The sequence below is a fragment of the Kitasatospora sp. NPDC085879 genome (assembly GCF_040686255.1).
Taxonomy (GTDB): domain Bacteria; phylum Actinomycetota; class Actinomycetes; order Streptomycetales; family Streptomycetaceae; genus Kitasatospora.
In genome coordinates this window covers 80,445-99,263 of sequence record NZ_JBFBJZ010000025.1, presented here as the reverse complement: position 1 = coordinate 99,263, position 18,819 = coordinate 80,445, and the positions used below count along the sequence as shown (strand labels likewise).

Sequence of the window (18,819 nt, the reverse complement as noted above, 5' to 3'; positions counted from 1 at the left end):
GTGACCGCTGGTCGATTCGGCGCCCCCACCTCGCGCCGCGAGCGTAGCGCAGCCGATCCGGCATCACGCCCAACTCCGAACAATTGCAACGCAGTTCGAGACCATGCGATGACGCGGCCCGGTCAATCCTCGATGAACCGCACCACCGCCTGCTCCTGCCCGTCGCGCCCCACCGCGAACGAGAAGTGCTCGCCGACCTCGCTCCAGAGCAGCATCCGGGCGAGGTCCGAACTCGGCGACACCCGCTGCGCCTCGGTGCTCGGCATCGCCGACACGGTGTACAGGACGATCTCCGGGCTGCCCTCGTGCTCGACGCCGACCAGCGTGCCGGGCACCACCAGCCCGGCCCCCGGCAGCCGCGGGTCGGGCGTGACCCCGTCCAGGTAGGCGCGCAGGAAGTCCCGGCGGGCCTCGTCCCGCTTGCGGGCCTGCTCCCGGGCCGTCCGGCGGGCGGCGAGCGCCGCCGCGTCGACCGCCGGACCGGCCTCGTCCGGAGCGCCGAGCCGGTCCTGCAGGTGGTTCAGCTCGCGCTGGGCGCGGCGGTAGGAGTTGACCGAGACGGCGGTGACGGGGAAGGACGGCCTGCGGGCGGCGGCCACATCGGCCTGCCGCGGCGCGGGCACCTGCGCGGGGATCGGGACCGGCGCGGGCACCACCGCGGCAGCGGCAACGGACACCGGTCCGGACGCCGCGGCACCGGCGGGCCCGCCCGCCTCCGGCGGCTCCACCGCCGACGGTGTCGCGGTGTCCGGACCGGGCGTGATGCCGAGCCGGTCGAGTTCCGCCCAGAGCGGGAGCAGCGCCCGCTCCGGGTCGAGGAAGAAGCGGCTGCCCCGGATCCGGACGAACGTCCAGCCCACACGTTCGAGTTCGCGCTGTCGGGCGGCGTCGGCGTCGGCGTTCTCCTCGTTGTGGAAGGCGTCGCCGTCGCACTCGACCGCGAGCCGGCGGGTGCCGCCCTCCACCACCAGGTCGATCCGGTAGCGGCCGGCCGGGTACTGCGGTCGCACCCGGTAGCGGCGGGCCCGCAGGGCGAGGAACACCCGCTGTTCGAAGAGGCTGTCGAAGGCCTCGTGCCGCACGTCGGGCAGGACGTCGTCGAGTCCGGTCCCGTCCTGTTCCTCGGCCGGCCGGGTGCAGTACTCCAGGTAGCGGCGGCGCAGGTCGGTCGCGCCGAGATCGGTGGTGGCCACGCTGTGGAACAGCCACACCTGGTCGCGGGCGCGGGAGGCGGCGACGTTCAGCCGCTGCTGCATCGCCTCGCTGGAGAACGGGCCGGGCCGCCGGGGGCCGTCCTCTCCGGCCAGGCTGACCACCAGCCCGATGAACACCACGTCGCGCTCGTCGCCCTGGAAGTCCTCCGCGTCGCCGACCCGGATCCTGCGCTGCTGCCGCTCCTCCAGGGGCAGCCGTTCGGCGAGCAGGTCCTCGATGAGGTGCCGCTGGCCGCTGCCGAGCATGGTGATCACACCCATGGTGCGCCCCTGGTAGGCCGGATCGGCGCAGCATCGCACCACTTCGGCCACCAGCCGTTCGGCCTCTTCGGGGTTCCGCTGCTTCTGGCCGGTCCCGAGGAGGGTCGCGCTGGGGACGTACACGGTTCTGATCGGCGGCAGACGGTCGGCGCCGTACTGCCGCAGCGGCTGCAGCCGGCCGTGGTAGGAGAGCTCGTTGGAGAAGCCGATGATCTCCGGCATGCAGCGGAAGTGTTCCTGGAGCATGAGCCGGCCACGGCCGCCCGCCAGGCCGGTGGCGATGTCGAAGAAGCTGGCCATCGGGCTGAACAGGTTGCGGCGCACCGCCGGGAGGCCGTCCAGGAGCCGGTTCTGCAGCTGGAAGAGCTGGTCCTGGTCCAGTCCGACGTTGGCCGGGCTGACCTGCTTGTCGTCGCCGACCACGATGATCTTCCGGCCGAGCCAGGCCAGCAGCATGGCCTCCGGGCCGGACTGGCTGGCCTCGTCGATGATGACCACGTCGAAGCGGCCCGGCCGGTCCATCGGCACGGTGGCGGTGACCTGGTGGAGCGGCATGATCCAGGCGGGTACGGCGGCCTGGCACTCCCGCAGGCTCTCGACCGCCTGCCGGCGGTAGCGGTACGCGTACTTGCCGGTGCCCTTGCCGAACCGTGCGACGCTCTGCTGGTACGAGGCCAGGGCGACCGCCTCGGCGTCGGTCAGCCGCTTCAGGCAGCCGTACCAGGAGCGGTCCGCGGCCAGCTTCTCCAGGGCGATCCTGATGTCGCCGTCGGCCTCCGCCAGCAGCGTCCTCTGCTTCTGCTCGGCGCCCGGGTCGGTGAGGTCCCGCATCCGCGCCGACCAGGCGGACCAGGCCCAGGCCTGCTCGAAGGCGGCGAGCGCGGTCTCCCAGCGGGCGTCGTCCGGCTCCTCCGCCAGGCGGGCGGCCAGCCCGGGCAGCACCTGCTCGACGGGTGCCTTCGCGGCGGTGAACGCGTTCTTGAGTGCGAGCGCCTCGCGCAGCTCGGCGAGTTCCTTCAGCTGCTCGCCGTACCGGTCGGCCCGCCCCGCACGGACCGCCGCCAGCAGCTCGCCGACCGGCCCGGTCGCGGTGCCCGGCCGGTCCGCCCAGGCGACCAGGGCGGCTTCGGCCTCGGCCAGTCGGATGCGGGGTTCCTCCGCCGCGCGCAGGGTGGCGCGGGCCCGCAGCAGGTCGCGCAGGGCGTCGCAGGTGTCGGTCCGGTGCCAGGGCTGGACGGTCAGCTCGGGCACGGTTGCCAGGGCGGCGACGAGGTCGCTCCGGCGGGCCGCCAGCGCGACCAGGGCGTCCAGCGTCGCGGCCTCGGCCTCCAGGGCGGCCGTCCGCCGGGCCAGGGCCTGCCAGGGCGGCACGGCCCGGCCCCACTCCCGCTCGACGTCCTGCAGGTGGCGCTCGATCTCGACCCGGGCCGCGAGTCGGGCGGCCGTCTCGGGGGTGTCCGTGGCGGCGCCGTCGACCCGCGCCTTCTCGGGAAAGTCGCCGACCGCCTTGCGCAGCCTGGTCTTCATGCCGAGCGGGCCGCGCAGCTTCTCGCCGCCCGCCAGGCCGTCCCGCAGCGCGGTCACCAGGCCGTGCGCCGCGGCGACGTCGTAGCCGTCCAGTCCGTCGACCCGGCTCCCGCCCAGGGCGGCGGTGGCGGCGCGCACGCCGGCGAGGGCCTGGGCGGTGGCGGCGTGCCGTCCCCGCAACTGCCAGACCTGTCCGGTGAGCGCCTCCTGCAGCAGGGGCTCGGCCCACGGCAGGAGGACGGCCTCGGCGCCGGCCCTGGCCGCGGCGAACGCCTCAAGGGCGGCCGCGGCGGACTGCTGGATCCCGGCGGGGAGACGGGACACGGCGGCGTCCATCCGGTCGGCCAGCTCGTTGCCGCGGAGGGCCGCCAGCCCCTGCTCGGCGCTCCGCACGGCCAGGACGGCCTGCTCGAAGGCGGCGGCGCCCGGCAGGTCGTCCGCGGCGGGCAGCACCTCGACCGCCGCCACCGCGGCGCGCTCGGCCGGGCCGAACCGGGCGGCGGCCGACCGGAGGGCCCGGACCTGCTCGCCCGTCACCTGCGGCTGTGCTTCGGGGACGGGCCCGAGCCAGCCGAGCCGTGCCCGCTCGTCGGCGAGGCGTCGGGCGATCTCCTGGAGGGTGCCCCGGTAGTCGCCGATCTCCTGCGGGTGGCGGTACGTCTCCTGCTCGCGGATGGCGCGGAGTTCGGTGAGGGCGGTGGCCTGGGCGGCGCGGGCCCGGCGCAGCCGGTGCTCGTTGTCGGAGATCCGGCGCTCGTAGTCGCGCCGGTCGTAGCCGCCCTGGCGTTCCAGGATCGCCTGGACGGAGCCGCGCAGCTCCTGCTGGGCCGCCAACCCGTCGTCGGTACGGCTGACGCACAGCTCGCGGATGCTGGGCGGCAGTTTGTCCTTGAGCACCTTGAGAGCCCGCGCCGTGTGACTGGTGATCAGGACGCGCTGCCCGTGCGCCAGCAGATCGGTGACCAGGTTGGCGATGGTGTGGGTCTTGCCGGTGCCGGGCGGCCCCTGGACGACCACGAGGCGGCTGGTCCGCAGCCGCTCGGCGATGGTCCGCTGTTCCTCGTTGGAGGCCAGGGCGAAGTAGGTCTGCGGGTCCTCGTCGACGTCACCGCGGGAGTCCGCCGCCGGGGCGGAGTCCTCGGCGGGCCCGTCGCCGCCGGCCACGAAGCGGAGCAGGGCGGTCGGTTCGGCGCCGCCGGTGATGGCGCGGGCGATCCCGTGCAGGGCCTCCACGTTGGTGCGGCGGCTGCGTTCGCGGAGCACGACGGCGGGTGCGAAAGCCACCCGGGGTTCGGCGAGCGACACCGGCCGGTGCGGGGCGTCCTGCCGCAGGTAGCGGCCGTTCGGGTGAGCGGCGATCGCCCAGACCTCCAGGGCCCGGTGGAGCCGGTCGAGGTCGTCGGGGCCGGCGACCGAACCGGCCTCCTCCAGGTGGTGCCGGATCGCCTCCCGGGTGTCGCCGCGGACCTTCTGCCCCGCGTCGAGCATGCCCTCCTCCAGTTCCGGGCCCGGTGCGTCCGGGTCGGGGCGGAGGGTCAGGATGCCTGTCGCCGTGTCGAGTTCGAGGACGGCCCGGGCGGCGAGGAGGTGGCGGCGGATCGGCTCCGCCTCCGCGGACCAGGTGAGGTAGCCGAAGCAGAGCACCAGTTCGTAGCTCTCGCCCAGCGCGGTCGCGTCCTCGTGCATCCGGTAGAGCGCCTCGTAGAGGCTGCGCAGCGGACGGGTCTGCCGGCGCCAGTGCGCCCAGGCGGTCCACTCCGCGAGCCAGCCCCGGTACTCGGCCTCCACAGCCTCGCGGGGCGGCTCCGCCGGGTCGTCGTCGGCCGGCGGACGCAGCGCCGGCGGGTCCTCGGGCTCGTGCGCCGACGGGTCGGCGGTGTCCAGCAGGGCGGCGAACTCGGGCCCGGGCTGCGGCGGTTCACGATGGACGGGGCGTTCGACGGTGAGCCAGCCGGGGTCGTCCCCCCGCACCGGCGCGGCGAGGAAGCACTGCAGTTCGGCCGCCTCGTACGGCAGGTCGGCCAGCCAGAGCACCTGCCGGGCCTGGTCGAGGGTGCGGACGGGTTTGACCCGGCTCTCCCCCGCCTCGGCCAGGTAGCGGAAGATCTGCTGGACCCTCAGCGCGTCGGTGTCAGGGGTGCTCGGCCGGGAGCTGGACAACATGCCTCACTCGACAGAAGAGAACGGGGTGCCTTCGTCGAGGCTAGGGATGTCGTCCGCGACGCGTGATCGGACGCGGATCCTGAGACCAGGTCGATATCCGCCCGAGTCGGGCACGGCCGACCGGAAAACCGGGTGCGCCGGGCTGCGGCGGCCGCGCACACTGGCGGCGATCCCCACCGTGTGTCGAAGGAGTCCTGTGCAGGGTGCCGTCACCGTCTCGCCGTCCCGGGTGCCCGAGTTGCTGCTGGGTCTGGCGACCGTCCGCCCGGTCTTCCTGTGGGGCGCACCCGGTATCGGAAAGTCTTCCCTGGTGAAGGAGTTCGCCGAGTCGCTCGGTCTGGAGTGCGTGAGCCTGCTCGGCACCCAGCTGGCGCCGGAGGACCTCGTGGGCGTGCCGCAGCTCACCGCGGACGGCCGGTCGCGGTTCTGCCCGCCGGAGTCGATCGCCCGTGACGAGCCGTACTGCCTGTTCCTGGACGAGCTGAACGCGGCCTCGCCGGACGTGCAGAAGGCCTTCTACTCGCTGATCCTGGACCGCCGGATCGGCTCGTACGAGCTGCCGCCGGGCTCGATCGTGATCGGCGCCGGGAACCGGGCGACCGACGGCGCGCTGGCCAGGCCGATGGCGTCCGCGCTGGTCAACCGGATGGTCCACGTGCATCTGCGGGCCAGCGCCACGGATTGGCTGGCCTGGGCGGCCGGCGCGGGTGTCCACCCGTGGGTGGTCGACCACCTCACCGACCGGCCGGACCACCTGTGGTCGGCGCCGCCGAAGACGGAGGAGCCGTTCTCCTCTCCGCGGTCCTGGCACATGCTCTCCGACGCGCTGCACTCCTTCGGCCCGGGCCTCGACGAGGGCTCCCTGCAGGTGCTCGCGCACGGCCTGCTCACCCCGCAGCACGCGGTGGCCTTCTGCGGCTACGTCAAGATCGTCCGCAATGCGTACGGGCTGGACGCCATCCTCAAGGGCGACGCCCGCTGGCCGGCCCGGCCCGAGGACCGCGACCTGCTCTACTACCTGGCCGACGCCTTCCGCGGCCGGCTGGTCAAGGAGCTCCCGGCCCGCAAGGAGCACGCCTCCGAGCAGCTGCGGCGCACCGCGTACCGGGCGAAGTCGCTGCTCGTCCAGCTCGCCGAGATCTCCGTCGAGGTCGCGCAGGTCGTCATCGCGGACGGCGCGGACGGCAACCCGGTGCTGCCCTCCTGGTTCCTGGTCGAGGCCGCCCGGGACATGCCCCGGCTGGTCGAGGCCCGCCGGTGAGCCGCACTGCGGCGGCGAAGCGCCGGCCGGCCGGCCGGGACGCGGAGCGCCCGACCGACCCCGCCGCCGCGGCCTTCGCGGCGGGCGCCGAACTGGTGCGCGGCAACCACGCGCTGGCCGCGATCGGTGCCGCGATCTGCACCGACCCCGAATGCGAGGCCGTCCCGCCCGGCGGCTGGGCGGTCGTCGACTCCAACGGCACGGTGCACGCCGACATCCGGCGGCGGGCCGAACCCGCGGAGTGGGCCTGGGTGCTGACGCACTGCCTGCTGCACCTCGGCTTCGGCCACGTGCCCGCCGCCAACGGCCGGCGCACCCCCGCGGACGAGGCCCTGCGGGCCGCCCGCTGCACCGCCGTCCACCGCTTCCAGGCCACCTTCCAGGTCGGCCGCTGCCCGTTCGACGTACCGCCGCTGCTGCCCGCCGGCGACGAGGACGACCTCGCCGCCCGCTGGCGACGCGACGGGGTGCCGGACATCCCGACCGCCTGCGGCCCTGGCCTCGCCGACCAGCTGCTGGTGCCGTGGCAGCGGCAGGTCGACCCGCCGGACTGGACGGCCGCCTTCGCCGCCGCCCTCTCCCGCACCGTCTCCGCCGCGATGGACGTCGCCGGCGGCCGGCGGGCCGGCATGACCGACGCCCGCGAGCCGGTGCGGCCGTGGACGAGGGCGCTCAACTGGTTCGTCTCGTCCTACCCGCTGCTCGGCGGCATCGCGGCCGGCATCACCCTCGTCGCCGACGCCGAACTCGCCCGCGCCCACGGCATCTCCGTCGCCGCGGTGAACGCCGCGGCCGGTGAGATCTACGTCAACCCGCTGCTGCGGTTCACCGACGAGGAGTGGCGGTTCGTCCTCGGCCACGAGATGCTGCACGCCGCGCTGCGCCACGGCGAGCGGACGGGCGCCCGCGACCCGTACCTGTTCAACGTCGCCTGCGACTACGTGGTGAACGGCTGGCTGGTCGAGATGGGCGTCGGCGACCTGCCGGAGGGGCTGCTGCACGACCCGCAGCTGAAGGGCCTCTCCGCCGAGGAGGTCTACGACCGGATCGTCCGCGACCAGCGGCGGCTGCGGCGGCTCGCCACCCTCGCCGGCAAGGGCCGGCCGGACGTGCTGGGCGAGCCGCTCGGCGACCCGCGGGACTACGTCGACCTGGACGAGTTCTACCGGCGCGGCCTGCAGCAGGGCTTCGACCTCCACACCCGGGAACGCGGCACCCTGCCGGCCGGCCTCGTCGAGGAGATCCGCGCGCTCGCCCACCCCCCGCTGCCCTGGGACGCGCGGCTCGCCCGCTGGTTCGACGAGTTCGTGCCGTCCCCGGAGACCGTGCGCAGCTGGGCCCGGCCCTCGCGCCGGCAGTCGGCCACCCCGGACGTCCCGCGGGCCGGGCGGTGGCGGCCGGAGGAGGAGGTCCCCCGCTGCACCTTCGGTGTCGTCCTGGACACCTCCGGTTCGATGAGCCGGCCGCTGCTCGGCAAGGCCCTCGGCGCCATCGCCTCCTATGCGGCGGCCCGCGACGTGGCGGCCGCCCGGGTGGTGTTCTGCGACGCCGCCCCGCACGACGCCGGCTACCTGCCGCCGGAGGAGATCGCCGGGCGGGTCCGCGTCCGGGGCCGCGGCGGCACCGTCCTGCAGCCCGGGATCGACCTGCTGGAACGCGCCGAGGACTTCCCGCCGGGTGCGCCGCTGCTCGTGATCACCGACGGCGAGTGCGACGTCCTGCGGATCCGCCGCGAGCACGCCTTCCTCGTCCCGCGCGGCGCCGGGCTGCCCTTCACCCCCCGCGGTCCGGTCTTCCGCATGCGGTAGCACCCCTCTTCGGGGAGCTCACGTCTCCCCGGCGACCACCGCTCCGGACTCGTAGGCGAAGACGACGGCGTGGACGCGGTCGCGGAGCCCGAGCTTGGCGAGGACGTTGGAGACGTGGGTCTTCACGGTGTGCTCGCTGACGACCATGTCGGCGGCGATCTCGGCGTTGGAGAACCCGCGGGCGAGCAGCCGCAGCGTCTGTGTCTCACGGCCGGTCAGCCGGTCGAGCAGCCGCGAACGCGGGCGGGCCGGGCCGGCCGCCCCCGCCTTCCGGGCGGTGAACTCGCCGATGAGCCGCCTGGTGACGGAGGGCGCGAGCAGGGCCTCGCCGGCGGCGACCGTCCGCACGCCGTGCACGAGGTCGTCCCGTCGGACGTCCTTGAGGAGGAAACCGCTGGCCCCGGCGTACAGCGCGTCGTAGACGTAGTCGTCGATGTCGAAGGTGGTCAGCATGACGACCCGGGTGGCGGGGTGCTCCGCGCAGACCCGGCGGGCCGCCTCCAGCCCGTCCATGACCGGCATCCGGACGTCCAGCAGCAGCACGTCGGGGCGGTGCTGCCGGACGGCCTCGACGGCCCCGGCGCCGTCCGCGGCCTCGGCGACCACCTCGATGTCCGGCTGCGCGTCCAGGATCATCCCGAAGCCGGCCCGGACCAGTTCCTGGTCGTCCGCGACGACCACCCGGATCACCACTGCTCTCCCCCTTCGTCAGGCGCCCAGCGGCAGCCGGGCGTTCACCGTGAAGCCGCGCCCGCCGGGCCCCGGCCCGGCCTCGGCGCTGCCGCCGCAGGCGGCGGCCCGCTCGCGGATGCCGAGCAGTCCGCGGCCGCCGGCCGGCGCCTCGGCCCGGGCCGGGGGCACGCCCCGGCCGTCGTCGGCGACCTCGACCTCCAGCACCGGGCCCCGTACGCCGACCCGGACACTGACGTGCCGCGCCTCGGCGTGCTTGAGCACATTGGTCAGCGCCTCCTGGACGATCCGGTAGGCGGCGGACTGCACGTCGGCCGGCCCGTGCTCCTCGATCTTGGCCCGGACGGCGATGCCCGAGTCGCGGACCCGGTCGACCACGGCCGGCAGCTCGGCCAGAGTGGGCTGCGGGGCGAGGACGGGCCGGGCCCCGTCCTCCTTCAGGACGCCGAGCACCCGCCGGAGCTGCACCATCGCGTCGCGTCCGGAGTCGGCGATGGTGTCGAAGGTCCGGATCGCCCGGTCGGGGTCGCTGCGGACGACCAGCGGGCCGGCCTCGGCCTGGATGACCATCAGGGAGACGGCGTGGGCCAGGATGTCGTGCATCTCCCGGGCGATCCGGCCGCGCTCCTCGGCGACCGCCCGGCCGGCCTCGCCGGCGGCGCGCAGGGCGGCCTCGTGGGCGCGCTCCGCCTCCGCCCGGGCCAGCCGGCGCAGTTCGCGGACCAGGGAGCCCAGGATGAAGCTGCCCACCGACATCAGCAGACTGAACAGCATGCCGTTCGGCGAGCGGGTGCCCAGGATGTTGGCCGGCACCAGGATCGCCAGCATCAGCCAGCGCTGCCAGTCCCGGCCGCGGTCGGCGACCGTGTAGACGGTCAGCACCTGGTGCAGCGGGATCTGCGGCGCGACCGAGTGCGCGACGATCGACTGCGTCAGCGAGAACGCTCCGCTGACCAGCCAGACGGTGAACGGCGCCCGGCGGCGCCAGGGCAGCGGCGCGGCCGCGGCCACCACCAGCAGGTACACCCACCACGGCCAGCCGCGGTCGTCGCAGAACACCGCCCAGACGGAGATCGCCGCCGCGGCCAGGGCCAGGCCGGTGTCCACCACGTACGGATCGACCCGGCCGGGCCTCGCCCGCCACCGGTCGACGACCGCGGCCGCCCGCTCCAGGACGTGTGCCGTCCGCTCCCCCACCGCCGAACCTCCCCCGTGTCCCGCCCCGTCACCCGTTCCGGGACGATCATGTCGTACCGGCGGCTGCTCAGACACCGTCCACCGTCACGTCGCCGGTCTCGGTGCGGGCCGTGATGCTGCGGTCCGTGCCCGCCGCCCGATCCACCGAGACCTTCACCGTGCCCGTGTCGCTGGCGGTGTCCACCGCGTACGGGCGGCCCCGGGGCACCCGGACGCGGACGTCGCCGGTGCCGCTGACCGCCTCCACCCGCCGTGCGTCGCCGTCGACGGCCGCCGTGACGTTCCCGGTGTCGGCGGCCAGCCGGACCACGGGCGAACTCAGGGCGGCGTTGATCCCGCCGGTGCCGGTCCGGGCCTCCACCTCGCCGCTCAGCCCGGTCAGGCGGATGTCGCCGGTGGAGTTGTGCACCTTCACCACGGTGCCGGCCGGCACCCGGACCCGGTAGCCGACCCCGCAGTCGCCGTCCGGGCAGCGGTAGGAGAGGGTCAGCGTGCCGTCGGCCACGGTGTGGGTCGTCTCGGGGGCGGTCTCCCGGTAGGTCTGGTGCTCGGTCACCTCGATCCCGGCGCCGCCGCCGGTGACCTCGACGTCCCCGGTCTCCCCCTCGATCACCAGGGTGCGGACCTGCTCGGTCATGCCGTAGCCCACGTCCCGCCGGTGGTCCTCCCCGAGGCAGCCCGACAGGGCGGCCCCCGCCAGTGCGGTCACGCCCGTGTAGAGCAGCACCTTGGCCAGTGGACGGTTCATGCGGTCCTCCCCCTCGGCCGGCCCGGACCCTCCGGACCGCCCGGGGACCAGCCTGCCCGTCGTACCCGCCGGCCCGGATCCCCCGCCGGAGCGGTCCCGGCCCCTCCCCCGTACGAGGGAGGAAACGGCAGAACGCCGCAGGGCGGCCACCCCTCTCGGGGTGACCGCCCTGCGGCGTTCAGGACCGTGGAACTCAGCCGGTGTACGGGCCGTAGTCGTAGTCGTCCAGCGGGACCGCCTGGCCGGAGCCGGCGCCGAAGGGCGACAGGTCGTAGTCGTCGTAGCCGACGGCCGAGTACATCGCGGCCTTGGCCTCCTCGGTCGGCTCGACCCGGATGTTGCGGTAGCGGGGCAGACCCGTACCGGCCGGGATGAGCTTACCGAGGATGACGTTCTCCTTGAGGCCCAGCAGCGGGTCCGACTTGGCGTGGATCGCCGCGTCGGTGAGCACCCGGGTCGTCTCCTGGAAGGAGGCGGCCGACAGCCAGGACTCGGTGGCCAGCGAGGCCTTGGTGATACCCATCAGCTGCGGACGGCCGGAGGCGGGGTGGCCGCCCTCGGACACCACACGACGGTTCTCGGTCTCGAAGCGGCCGCGCTCGACGAGCTCGCCCGGGAGCAGCTCGGCGTCGCCCGACTCGATGATCGTCACGCGGCGGAGCATCTGCCGGATGATGATCTCGATGTGCTTGTCGTGGATCGACACACCCTGCGAGTTGTAGACCTTCTGGACCTCGGCGACCAGGTGGACCTGGACGGCACGCTGGCCCATGATGCGCAGGACGTCGTGCGGGTTGGTGGCACCGACGGTCAGCTTCTGGCCGACCTCGACCGCCTCGCCCTCGCTCACCAGGAGCTTGACGCGCTTGGAGACCGGGTAGGCGATCTCGTCGCTGCCGTCGTCCGGGGTGACGACGATCTTGCGGGTCTTCTCGGTGTCCTCGACCCGGACCCGACCGGCGGCCTCCGAGATCGGGGCCACACCCTTGGGGGTGCGGGCCTCGAAGAGCTCGACGACACGCGGCAGACCCTGGGTGATGTCGTCACCGGCCACACCACCGGTGTGGAAGGTACGCATGGTCAGCTGGGTACCGGGCTCACCGATGGACTGGGCGGCGATGATGCCGACCGCCTCACCGATGTCGACCAGCTTGCCGGTGGCCAGCGAACGGCCGTAGCACATGGCGCAGGTGCCGACCGCCGACTCACAGGTGAGGATCGAGCGGGTCTTGACGTCGCCGATGCCGTGCCGGATCAGCTCGTCGATCAGCACGTCGCCGAGGTCGGTGTTGGCGGTGGCAAGGAGCTTGCCGTCCACCGTGATGTCCTCGGCCAGCATGCGGGCGTAGACGCTGGTCTCGACGTCGTCGGCCTTGCGCAGCACGCCGTCGGCGCCCACCGAGCCGATCGACAGCTTCAGGCCGCGCTCGGTGCCGCAGTCCTCCTCGCGAATGATGACGTCCTGGGAGACGTCGACCAGACGACGGGTGAGGTAACCGGAGTCGGCGGTACGGAGGGCGGTGTCGGCGAGACCCTTACGGGCACCGTGGGTGGAGATGAAGTACTCCAGCACGGACAGGCCCTCGCGGAAGGACGCCTTGATGGGACGCGGGATCGTCTCGTTCTTGGCGTTCGACACCAGACCACGCATACCGGCGATCTGACGCATCTGCATCATGTTTCCACGAGCACCCGAGTCGACCATCATGAAGATGGGGTTCGTCTTCGGGAAGTTCGCGGACATGGCCTCGGCGACCTCGTTGGTCGCGCGGGTCCAGATGCCGACCAGCTCGCTCTTGCGCTCGTCGTTGGTGATCAGACCGCGCTCGTACTGCTTCTGGACCTTCTCCGCCTGCGCCTCGTAGCCCTCGAGGATCTGGGGCTTGCTCGGCGGGACGATGACGTCCGAGATCGAGACGGTGACACCGGAACGGGTCGACCAGTGGAAGCCGGACGCCTTCAGGTTGTCGAGCGTCGCGGCGACGACGACCTTCGGGTAGCGCTCGGCCAGGTCGTTGACGATGGCCGACAGCTGCTTCTTGCCGACCTCGTAGTCGACGAACGGGTAGTCCTCGGGCAGCAGCTCGTTGAAGAGCGCGCGGCCCAGGGTGGTGGTGATGCGGAAGGGCTCACCCTCGAACCAGGTCTGCTGACCCTCCTCGTCCACCGGCGCCGTCCAGCCGCGCGGCGGAACCGTGCCGGCGGGCATGCGCAGGTCGATCGGGGCCTGGACGTCCAGCTCGCGGGCGTCGAAGGCCATGATCGCCTCGGCGGTGGAGGAGAAGGAACGGCCACCGCCCTTCACCTCCTCGCGGTCCGAGGTGAGGAAGAACAGGCCGAGCACCATGTCCTGGGTCGGCATGGTGACGGGGCGACCGTCGGCCGGCTTGAGGATGTTGTTCGAGGACAGCATCAGGATGCGGGCCTCGGCCTGCGCCTCCGCGGAGAGCGGCAGGTGGACGGCCATCTGGTCACCGTCGAAGTCCGCGTTGAACGCGGTGCAGACGAGCGGGTGGATCTGGATGGCCTTGCCCTCGACCAGCTGCGGCTCGAAGGCCTGGATGCCGAGGCGGTGCAGGGTGGGCGCACGGTTCAGCAGAACCGGGTGCTCCGCGATGACCTCTTCGAGGACGTCCCACACGACCGGGCGGGCGCGCTCGACCATGCGCTTGGCCGACTTGATGTTCTGCGCGTGGTTCAGGTCGACCAGGCGCTTCATCACGAACGGCTTGAAGAGCTCCAGCGCCATGGCCTTGGGCAGGCCGCACTGGTGCAGCTTGAGCTGCGGGCCGACGACGATGACCGAACGGGCCGAGTAGTCGACGCGCTTGCCGAGCAGGTTCTGGCGGAAACGGCCCTGCTTGCCCTTGAGCATGTCGGACAGCGACTTCAGCGGACGGTTGCCGGGGCCCGTGACCGGGCGGCCGCGGCGGCCGTTGTCGAAGAGCGCGTCGACGGCCTCCTGGAGCATGCGCTTCTCGTTGTTCACGATGATCTCGGGGGCACCGAGGTCGAGGAGGCGCTTCAGGCGGTTGTTGCGGTTGATGACGCGGCGGTACAGGTCGTTCAGGTCGGAGGTCGCGAAGCGGCCACCGTCCAGCTGCACCATCGGACGCAGGTCCGGCGGGATGACCGGCACGCAGTCCAGCACCATGCCCTTGGGCTTGTTGGTGGTCTGCAGGAACGCGGAGACGACCTTGAGGCGCTTGAGCGCACGGGTCTTCTTCTGGCCCTTGCCGGTGCGGATGATCTCGCGCAGGCGCTCGGACTCCTCCGCCAGGTCGAACGACTCCAGGCGGTCCTTGAGCGCCGCGGCGCCCATCGAGCCGGAGAAGTACGTGCCGAAGCGGTCGCGCAGCTCGCGGTAGAGCAGCTCGTCGCCCTCCAGGTCCTGGACCTTGAGGTTCTTGAAGCGGGACCACACCTCGTCGAGGCGGTCCAGCTCGCGCTGGGCGCGGTCGCGCAGCTGCTTCATCTCGCGCTCGGCGCCTTCGCGCACCTTGCGGCGGACATCGGCCTTGGCGCCCTCGGCCTCCAGCTCGGCCAGGTCGGTCTCGGCCTTCTTGGCACGGCCTTCGAGGTCGGCGTCGCGGCGGTTCTCGATCTGCTGGCGCTCGACCGAGACGTGCGCCTCCAGGGACGGCAGGTCGCGCTGGCGGCGCTCGTCGTCGACCCAGGTGATCATGTAGGCGGCGAAGTAGATGACCTTCTCGAGGTCCTTCGGCGCCAGGTCGAGCAGGTAGCCCAGACGGGACGGGACACCCTTGAAGTACCAGATGTGGGTGACCGGGGCGGCCAGCTCGATGTGGCCCATCCGCTCACGGCGCACCTTGGCGCGGGTCACCTCGACGCCGCAGCGCTCGCAGATGATGCCCTTGAAGCGGACGCGCTTGTACTTACCGCAGTAGCACTCCCAGTCCCGGGTCGGGCCGAAGATCTTCTCGCAGAAGAGGCCGTCCTTCTCGGGCTTCAGGGTGCGGTAGTTGATGGTCTCCGGCTTCTTGACCTCGCCGTGCGACCACTGGCGGATGTCGTCGGCGGTGGCCAGGCCGATACGGAGCTCGTCGAAGAAGTTGACGTCAAGCACTGGTCGTCAAGCCCTCTTTCGTGATTCGAGAGTTTGTCTGTGGTCTGAGGGGGGCCTGGGGGCGGGCCGGCTGCTCACGCGGGGCAGCCGGCCCGGCCTCCGTCAGACCTCTTCGACGCTGCTCGGCTCGCGCCGGGACAGGTCAATGCCGAGCTCCTCGGCCGCACGGAAGACGTCCTCGTCGGAGTCCCGCATCTCGATGGACTGGCCGTCCGAGGACAGCACCTCCACGTTGAGGCAGAGCGACTGCATTTCCTTGATGAGGACCTTGAAGGACTCGGGAATGCCGGGCTCGGGGATGTTCTCGCCCTTGACGATGGCCTCGTAGACCTTCACGCGGCCGAGAACGTCGTCGGACTTGATGGTGAGGAGCTCCTGCAGGGCGTACGCAGCTCCGTACGCCTCGAGGGCCCACACCTCCATCTCACCGAATCGCTGACCACCGAACTGCGCCTTACCACCGAGCGGCTGCTGGGTGATCATCGAGTACGGGCCGGTCGAACGGGCGTGCAGCTTGTCGTCGACCAGGTGGTGCAGCTTCAGGATGTACATGTAGCCGACCGAGATCGGCATCGGGAACGGCTCGCCGGAGCGGCCGTCGTACAGACGGGCCTTACCGGTGGAGTTCACCAGGCGCTCACCGTCACGGGTGAGGGTGGTGTGGTCCAGCAGGCCGGTGATCTCGTCCTCGCGGGCGCCGTCGAAGACCGGGGTGGCGAGGTTGGTGCCGCCCTCGACCGTGTCGGCGCCGATCGCCTGGAGGCGCTGGGCCCACTCGTCGGCGAGGCCGGAGACGTCCCAGCCCTGCTTGGCGAGCCAGCCGAGGTGGATCTCCAGGACCTGTCCCGGGTTCATTCGGGACGGGACACCCAGCGGGTTCAGGATGATGTCGACCGGGGTGCCGTCCTCCAGGAACGGCATGTCCTCGACCGGCAGGATCTTGGAGATGACACCCTTGTTGCCGTGACGGCCGGCGAGCTTGTCACCGTTGGTGATCTTGCGCTTCTGGGCCACGTAGACGCGGACCAGCTGGTTGACGCCCGGGGGCAGCTCGTCGCCCTCTTCGCGGTCGAAGACGCGGACGCCGATGACCTTGCCGGACTCGCCGTGCGGCACCTTCAGCGAGGTGTCGCGGACCTCACGGGCCTTCTCACCGAAGATCGCGCGGAGCAGGCGCTCCTCCGGGGTCAGCTCGGTCTCACCCTTGGGCGTGACCTTGCCGACCAGGATGTCGCCGGTGACGACGTCCGCGCCGATCCGGATGATGCCGCGCTCGTCGAGGTCGGCGAGGACCTCCTCGGAGACGTTCGGGATGTCCCGGGTGATCTCCTCGGGGCCCAGCTTGGTGTCACGGGCGTCGACCTCGTGCTCCTCGATGTGGATCGAGGAGAGGACGTCGTCCTGCACGAGGCGCTGCGACAGGATGATCGCGTCCTCGTAGTTGTGACCCTCCCAGGACATGAACGCCACGAGGAGGTTCTTGCCGAGGGCCATCTCGCCCTCGTCGGTGCACGGGCCGTCGGCCAGCACCTGGCCGGCCTCGACGCGGGCGCCCTCGTCCACGAGCACCTTCTGGTTGAAGGCGGTGCCCTGGTTGGAGCGGGTGAACTTGGCGGCGCGGTACGTGGTGTACGTGCCGTCGTCGTTGGCCACGGTGATGTAGTCGGCCGAGACCTCCTGCACCACACCGGCCTTCTCGGCGGTGATGACGTCCGCGGCGTCGACGGCGCAGCGGTACTCCATGCCGGTGCCGACCAGCGGGGCCTCGCTCTTCAGCAGCGGCACCGCCTGGCGCATCATGTTCGAGCCCATCAGCGCGCGGTTGGCGTCGTCGTGCTCGAGGAAGGGGATCATGGCGGTCGCGACCGACACCATCTGGCGCGGCGAGACGTCCATGTAGTCGATCTCGGTGCCCGGGATGTAGTCGATCTCGCCGCCACGGCGGCGGACCAGGACGCGGGGCTCCGCGAAGTGCAGGTCGTTCGTCAGCGGGGCGTTCGCCTGGGCGATGACGTAACGGTCCTCCTCGTCGGCGGTGAGGTAGTCCACCTGCTCGGTGACCACACCGTCGACGACCTTGCGGTACGGCGTCTCGATGAAGCCGAACGCGTTGACCCGGCCGTACGAGGCGAGCGAGCCGATCAGACCGATGTTCGGGCCTTCCGGCGTCTCGATCGGACACATGCGGCCGTAGTGCGAGGGGTGCACGTCACGGACCTCGAAGCCGGCCCGCTCGCGGGACAGACCACCGGGGCCGAGCGCGGACAGACGACGCTTGTGGGTCAGGCCCGACAGCGGGTTCGTCTGGTCCATGAACTGCGACAGCTGGCTGGTGCCGAAGAACTCCTTGATGGAGGCGACGACCGGCCGGATGTTGATCAGGGTCTGCGGCGTGATCGCCTCGACGTCCTGGGTGGTCATGCGCTCGCGCACGACGCGCTCCATACGGGCCAGACCCGTACGGACCTGGTTCTGGATGAGCTCGCCGACGTTGCGCAGGCGCCGGTTGCCGAAGTGGTCGATGTCGTCGACCTCGATGACGATGTCGCGGCCCTCGTCGTCACGCCAGTCGGACTCGCCGGCGTGCAGCTTCACCAGGTACTTGATGGTGTTGATGATGTCCGGCTCGGTGAGCACGCCGGAGTCCAGGGACTCGCCGTTGCCGAGCTTGCGGTTGACCTTGTAGCGGCCGACCTTGGCCAGGTCGTAGCGCTTCGGGTTGAAGTAGAGGTTCTCGAGCAGCGTCTGCGCGGCCTCACGCGTCGGCGGCTCGCCCGGACGCAGCTTGCGGTAGATGTCGAGCAGCGCGTCGTCCTGGCCCTGGGTGTGGTCCTTCTCCAGGGTGGCGCGCATCGACTCGTACTGGCCGAACTCCTCGAGAATCATCTCGTTGGTCCAGCCGAGGGCCTTCAGCAGCACGGTGACCGACTGCTTGCGCTTACGGTCGATACGGACACCGACCATGTCGCGCTTGTCGATCTCCATCTCCAGCCAGGCACCGCGGGAGGGGATGATCTTGGCGGAGAAGATGTCCTTGTCGGACACCTTGTCCAGGGTGGAGTCGAAGTAGACGCCCGGGGAACGGACCAGCTGCGACACGACGACGCGCTCGGTGCCGTTGATCACGAACGTGCCCTTGTGGGTCATGAGCGGGAAGTCGCCCATGAAGACCGTCTGGGACTTGATCTCGCCGGTCTCGTTGTTGGTGAATTCGGCGGTGACGAAGAGCGGGGCCGCGTAGGTGAAGTCGCGGTCCTTGCACTCGTCAATGGAGTTCTTCGGCGGCTCGAAACGGTGGTCGCGGAAGGTCAGGGACATCGACCCACTGAAGTCCTCGATCGGCGAGATCTCCTCGAAGATCTCCTCCAGACCGGACTTGGTGGGGACGTCCTGACCGTTGTCCAGCGCCTCCTCGACCCGGGACTTCCAGGCCGCATTGCCGAGCAGCCAGTCAAAGCTCTCGGTCTGCAGGGCCAGGAGGTTCGGGACCTCGAGGGGCTCCTTGATCTTCGCGAACGAAACGCGGAGCGGGGCGGTGGATGCGGCGGAATTGTTCGAGGCGTTGCGCGGCGCGGCCAAGAGGGGGGTCCTTCCGAGGGCTCGGAGCTCACTACGCGCGTACCGGCCGGGCCATGACGAGACCGGTGCCACCACCGGGGACCACCGCCGACCAGGAGGACGAATCCCCAGGTCGGAGCCGGTTCACGGAGGCGGAGCCAGACCCCTTCAGGGCAGCGCAGACTCCGGGCGACGAGTCACGGAGCAGCTAACAGGCAGCGCAAAGGGACAGTGTAGCCAAAGGCGACACTGTTGACAAGCCCTGATTCGGAGACCGAATCGGACACTCCCTCCGGTCGCATCCC

8 protein-coding genes are annotated in these 18,819 nt (G+C 71.8%); 2 read left to right on the top strand and 6 right to left on the bottom strand.

Annotated elements, in window-relative coordinates; genetic code table 11:
- Positions 1-122: 122 nt before the first annotated feature.
- Positions 123-5,165, bottom strand: coding sequence for an AAA domain-containing protein (locus AB0P35_RS20520; protein ID WP_363512420.1), 5,043 nt, complete (start codon positions 5,163-5,165; stop codon positions 123-125).
- 196 nt (positions 5,166-5,361) lie between these two features.
- Between AB0P35_RS20520 and AB0P35_RS20515 the strand changes: the two genes are divergently transcribed.
- Together AB0P35_RS20515 and AB0P35_RS20510 are read left to right on the top strand one after the other, a co-directional pair.
- Positions 5,362-6,426, top strand: coding sequence for a MoxR family ATPase (locus tag AB0P35_RS20515; RefSeq protein ID WP_363512418.1), 1,065 nt, complete (start codon positions 5,362-5,364; stop codon positions 6,424-6,426).
- Positions 6,423-8,234: a hypothetical protein gene (locus tag AB0P35_RS20510; RefSeq protein WP_363512416.1), complete on the top strand. Its 1,812-nt coding sequence runs from the start codon at positions 6,423-6,425 to the stop codon at positions 8,232-8,234. The genes AB0P35_RS20515 and AB0P35_RS20510 overlap by 4 nt, the downstream gene beginning before the upstream one ends.
- Positions 8,235-8,252: 18 nt before the next feature.
- Here the strand turns inward: AB0P35_RS20510 and AB0P35_RS20505 are convergent, their stop codons facing one another.
- The 5 genes from AB0P35_RS20505 to rpoB form a co-directional block, all read right to left on the bottom strand.
- Entirely contained in the window at positions 8,253-8,927 is a 675-nt protein-coding gene (locus AB0P35_RS20505; RefSeq protein WP_363512414.1) for a response regulator transcription factor, read from the bottom strand.
- Positions 8,928-8,942: 15 nt separating this feature from the next.
- Positions 8,943-10,121: a histidine kinase gene (locus tag AB0P35_RS20500; protein ID WP_363512412.1), complete on the bottom strand. Its 1,179-nt coding sequence runs from the start codon at positions 10,119-10,121 to the stop codon at positions 8,943-8,945.
- 67 nt (positions 10,122-10,188) lie between these two features.
- Positions 10,189-10,869, bottom strand: a complete 681-nt coding sequence (locus AB0P35_RS20495) for a DUF4097 family beta strand repeat-containing protein (protein WP_095874418.1) — start codon at positions 10,867-10,869, stop codon at positions 10,189-10,191.
- A 193-nt stretch (positions 10,870-11,062) separates the two neighbouring features.
- Complete coding sequence (locus AB0P35_RS20490) at positions 11,063-14,956, bottom strand: DNA-directed RNA polymerase subunit beta' (RefSeq protein WP_095874417.1); 3,894 nt, start codon at positions 14,954-14,956, stop codon at positions 11,063-11,065.
- Positions 14,957-15,058: 102 nt separating this feature from the next.
- Positions 15,059-18,535 (bottom strand): DNA-directed RNA polymerase subunit beta, encoded by a 3,477-nt coding sequence (rpoB, locus tag AB0P35_RS20485; protein WP_095874416.1) that lies wholly within the window; start codon positions 18,533-18,535, stop codon positions 15,059-15,061.
- Positions 18,536-18,819 lie beyond the last annotated feature (284 nt).

Excerpts from the sequence above, each read along its gene's own strand:
- AB0P35_RS20520 (WP_363512420.1), bottom strand. The coding sequence starts at position 5,165 with ATGTTGTCCAGCTCCCGGCCGAGCACCCCTGACACCGACGCGCTGAGG.
- AB0P35_RS20495 (WP_095874418.1), bottom strand. The coding sequence starts at position 10,869 with ATGAACCGTCCACTGGCCAAGGTGCTGCTCTACACGGGCGTGACCGCA.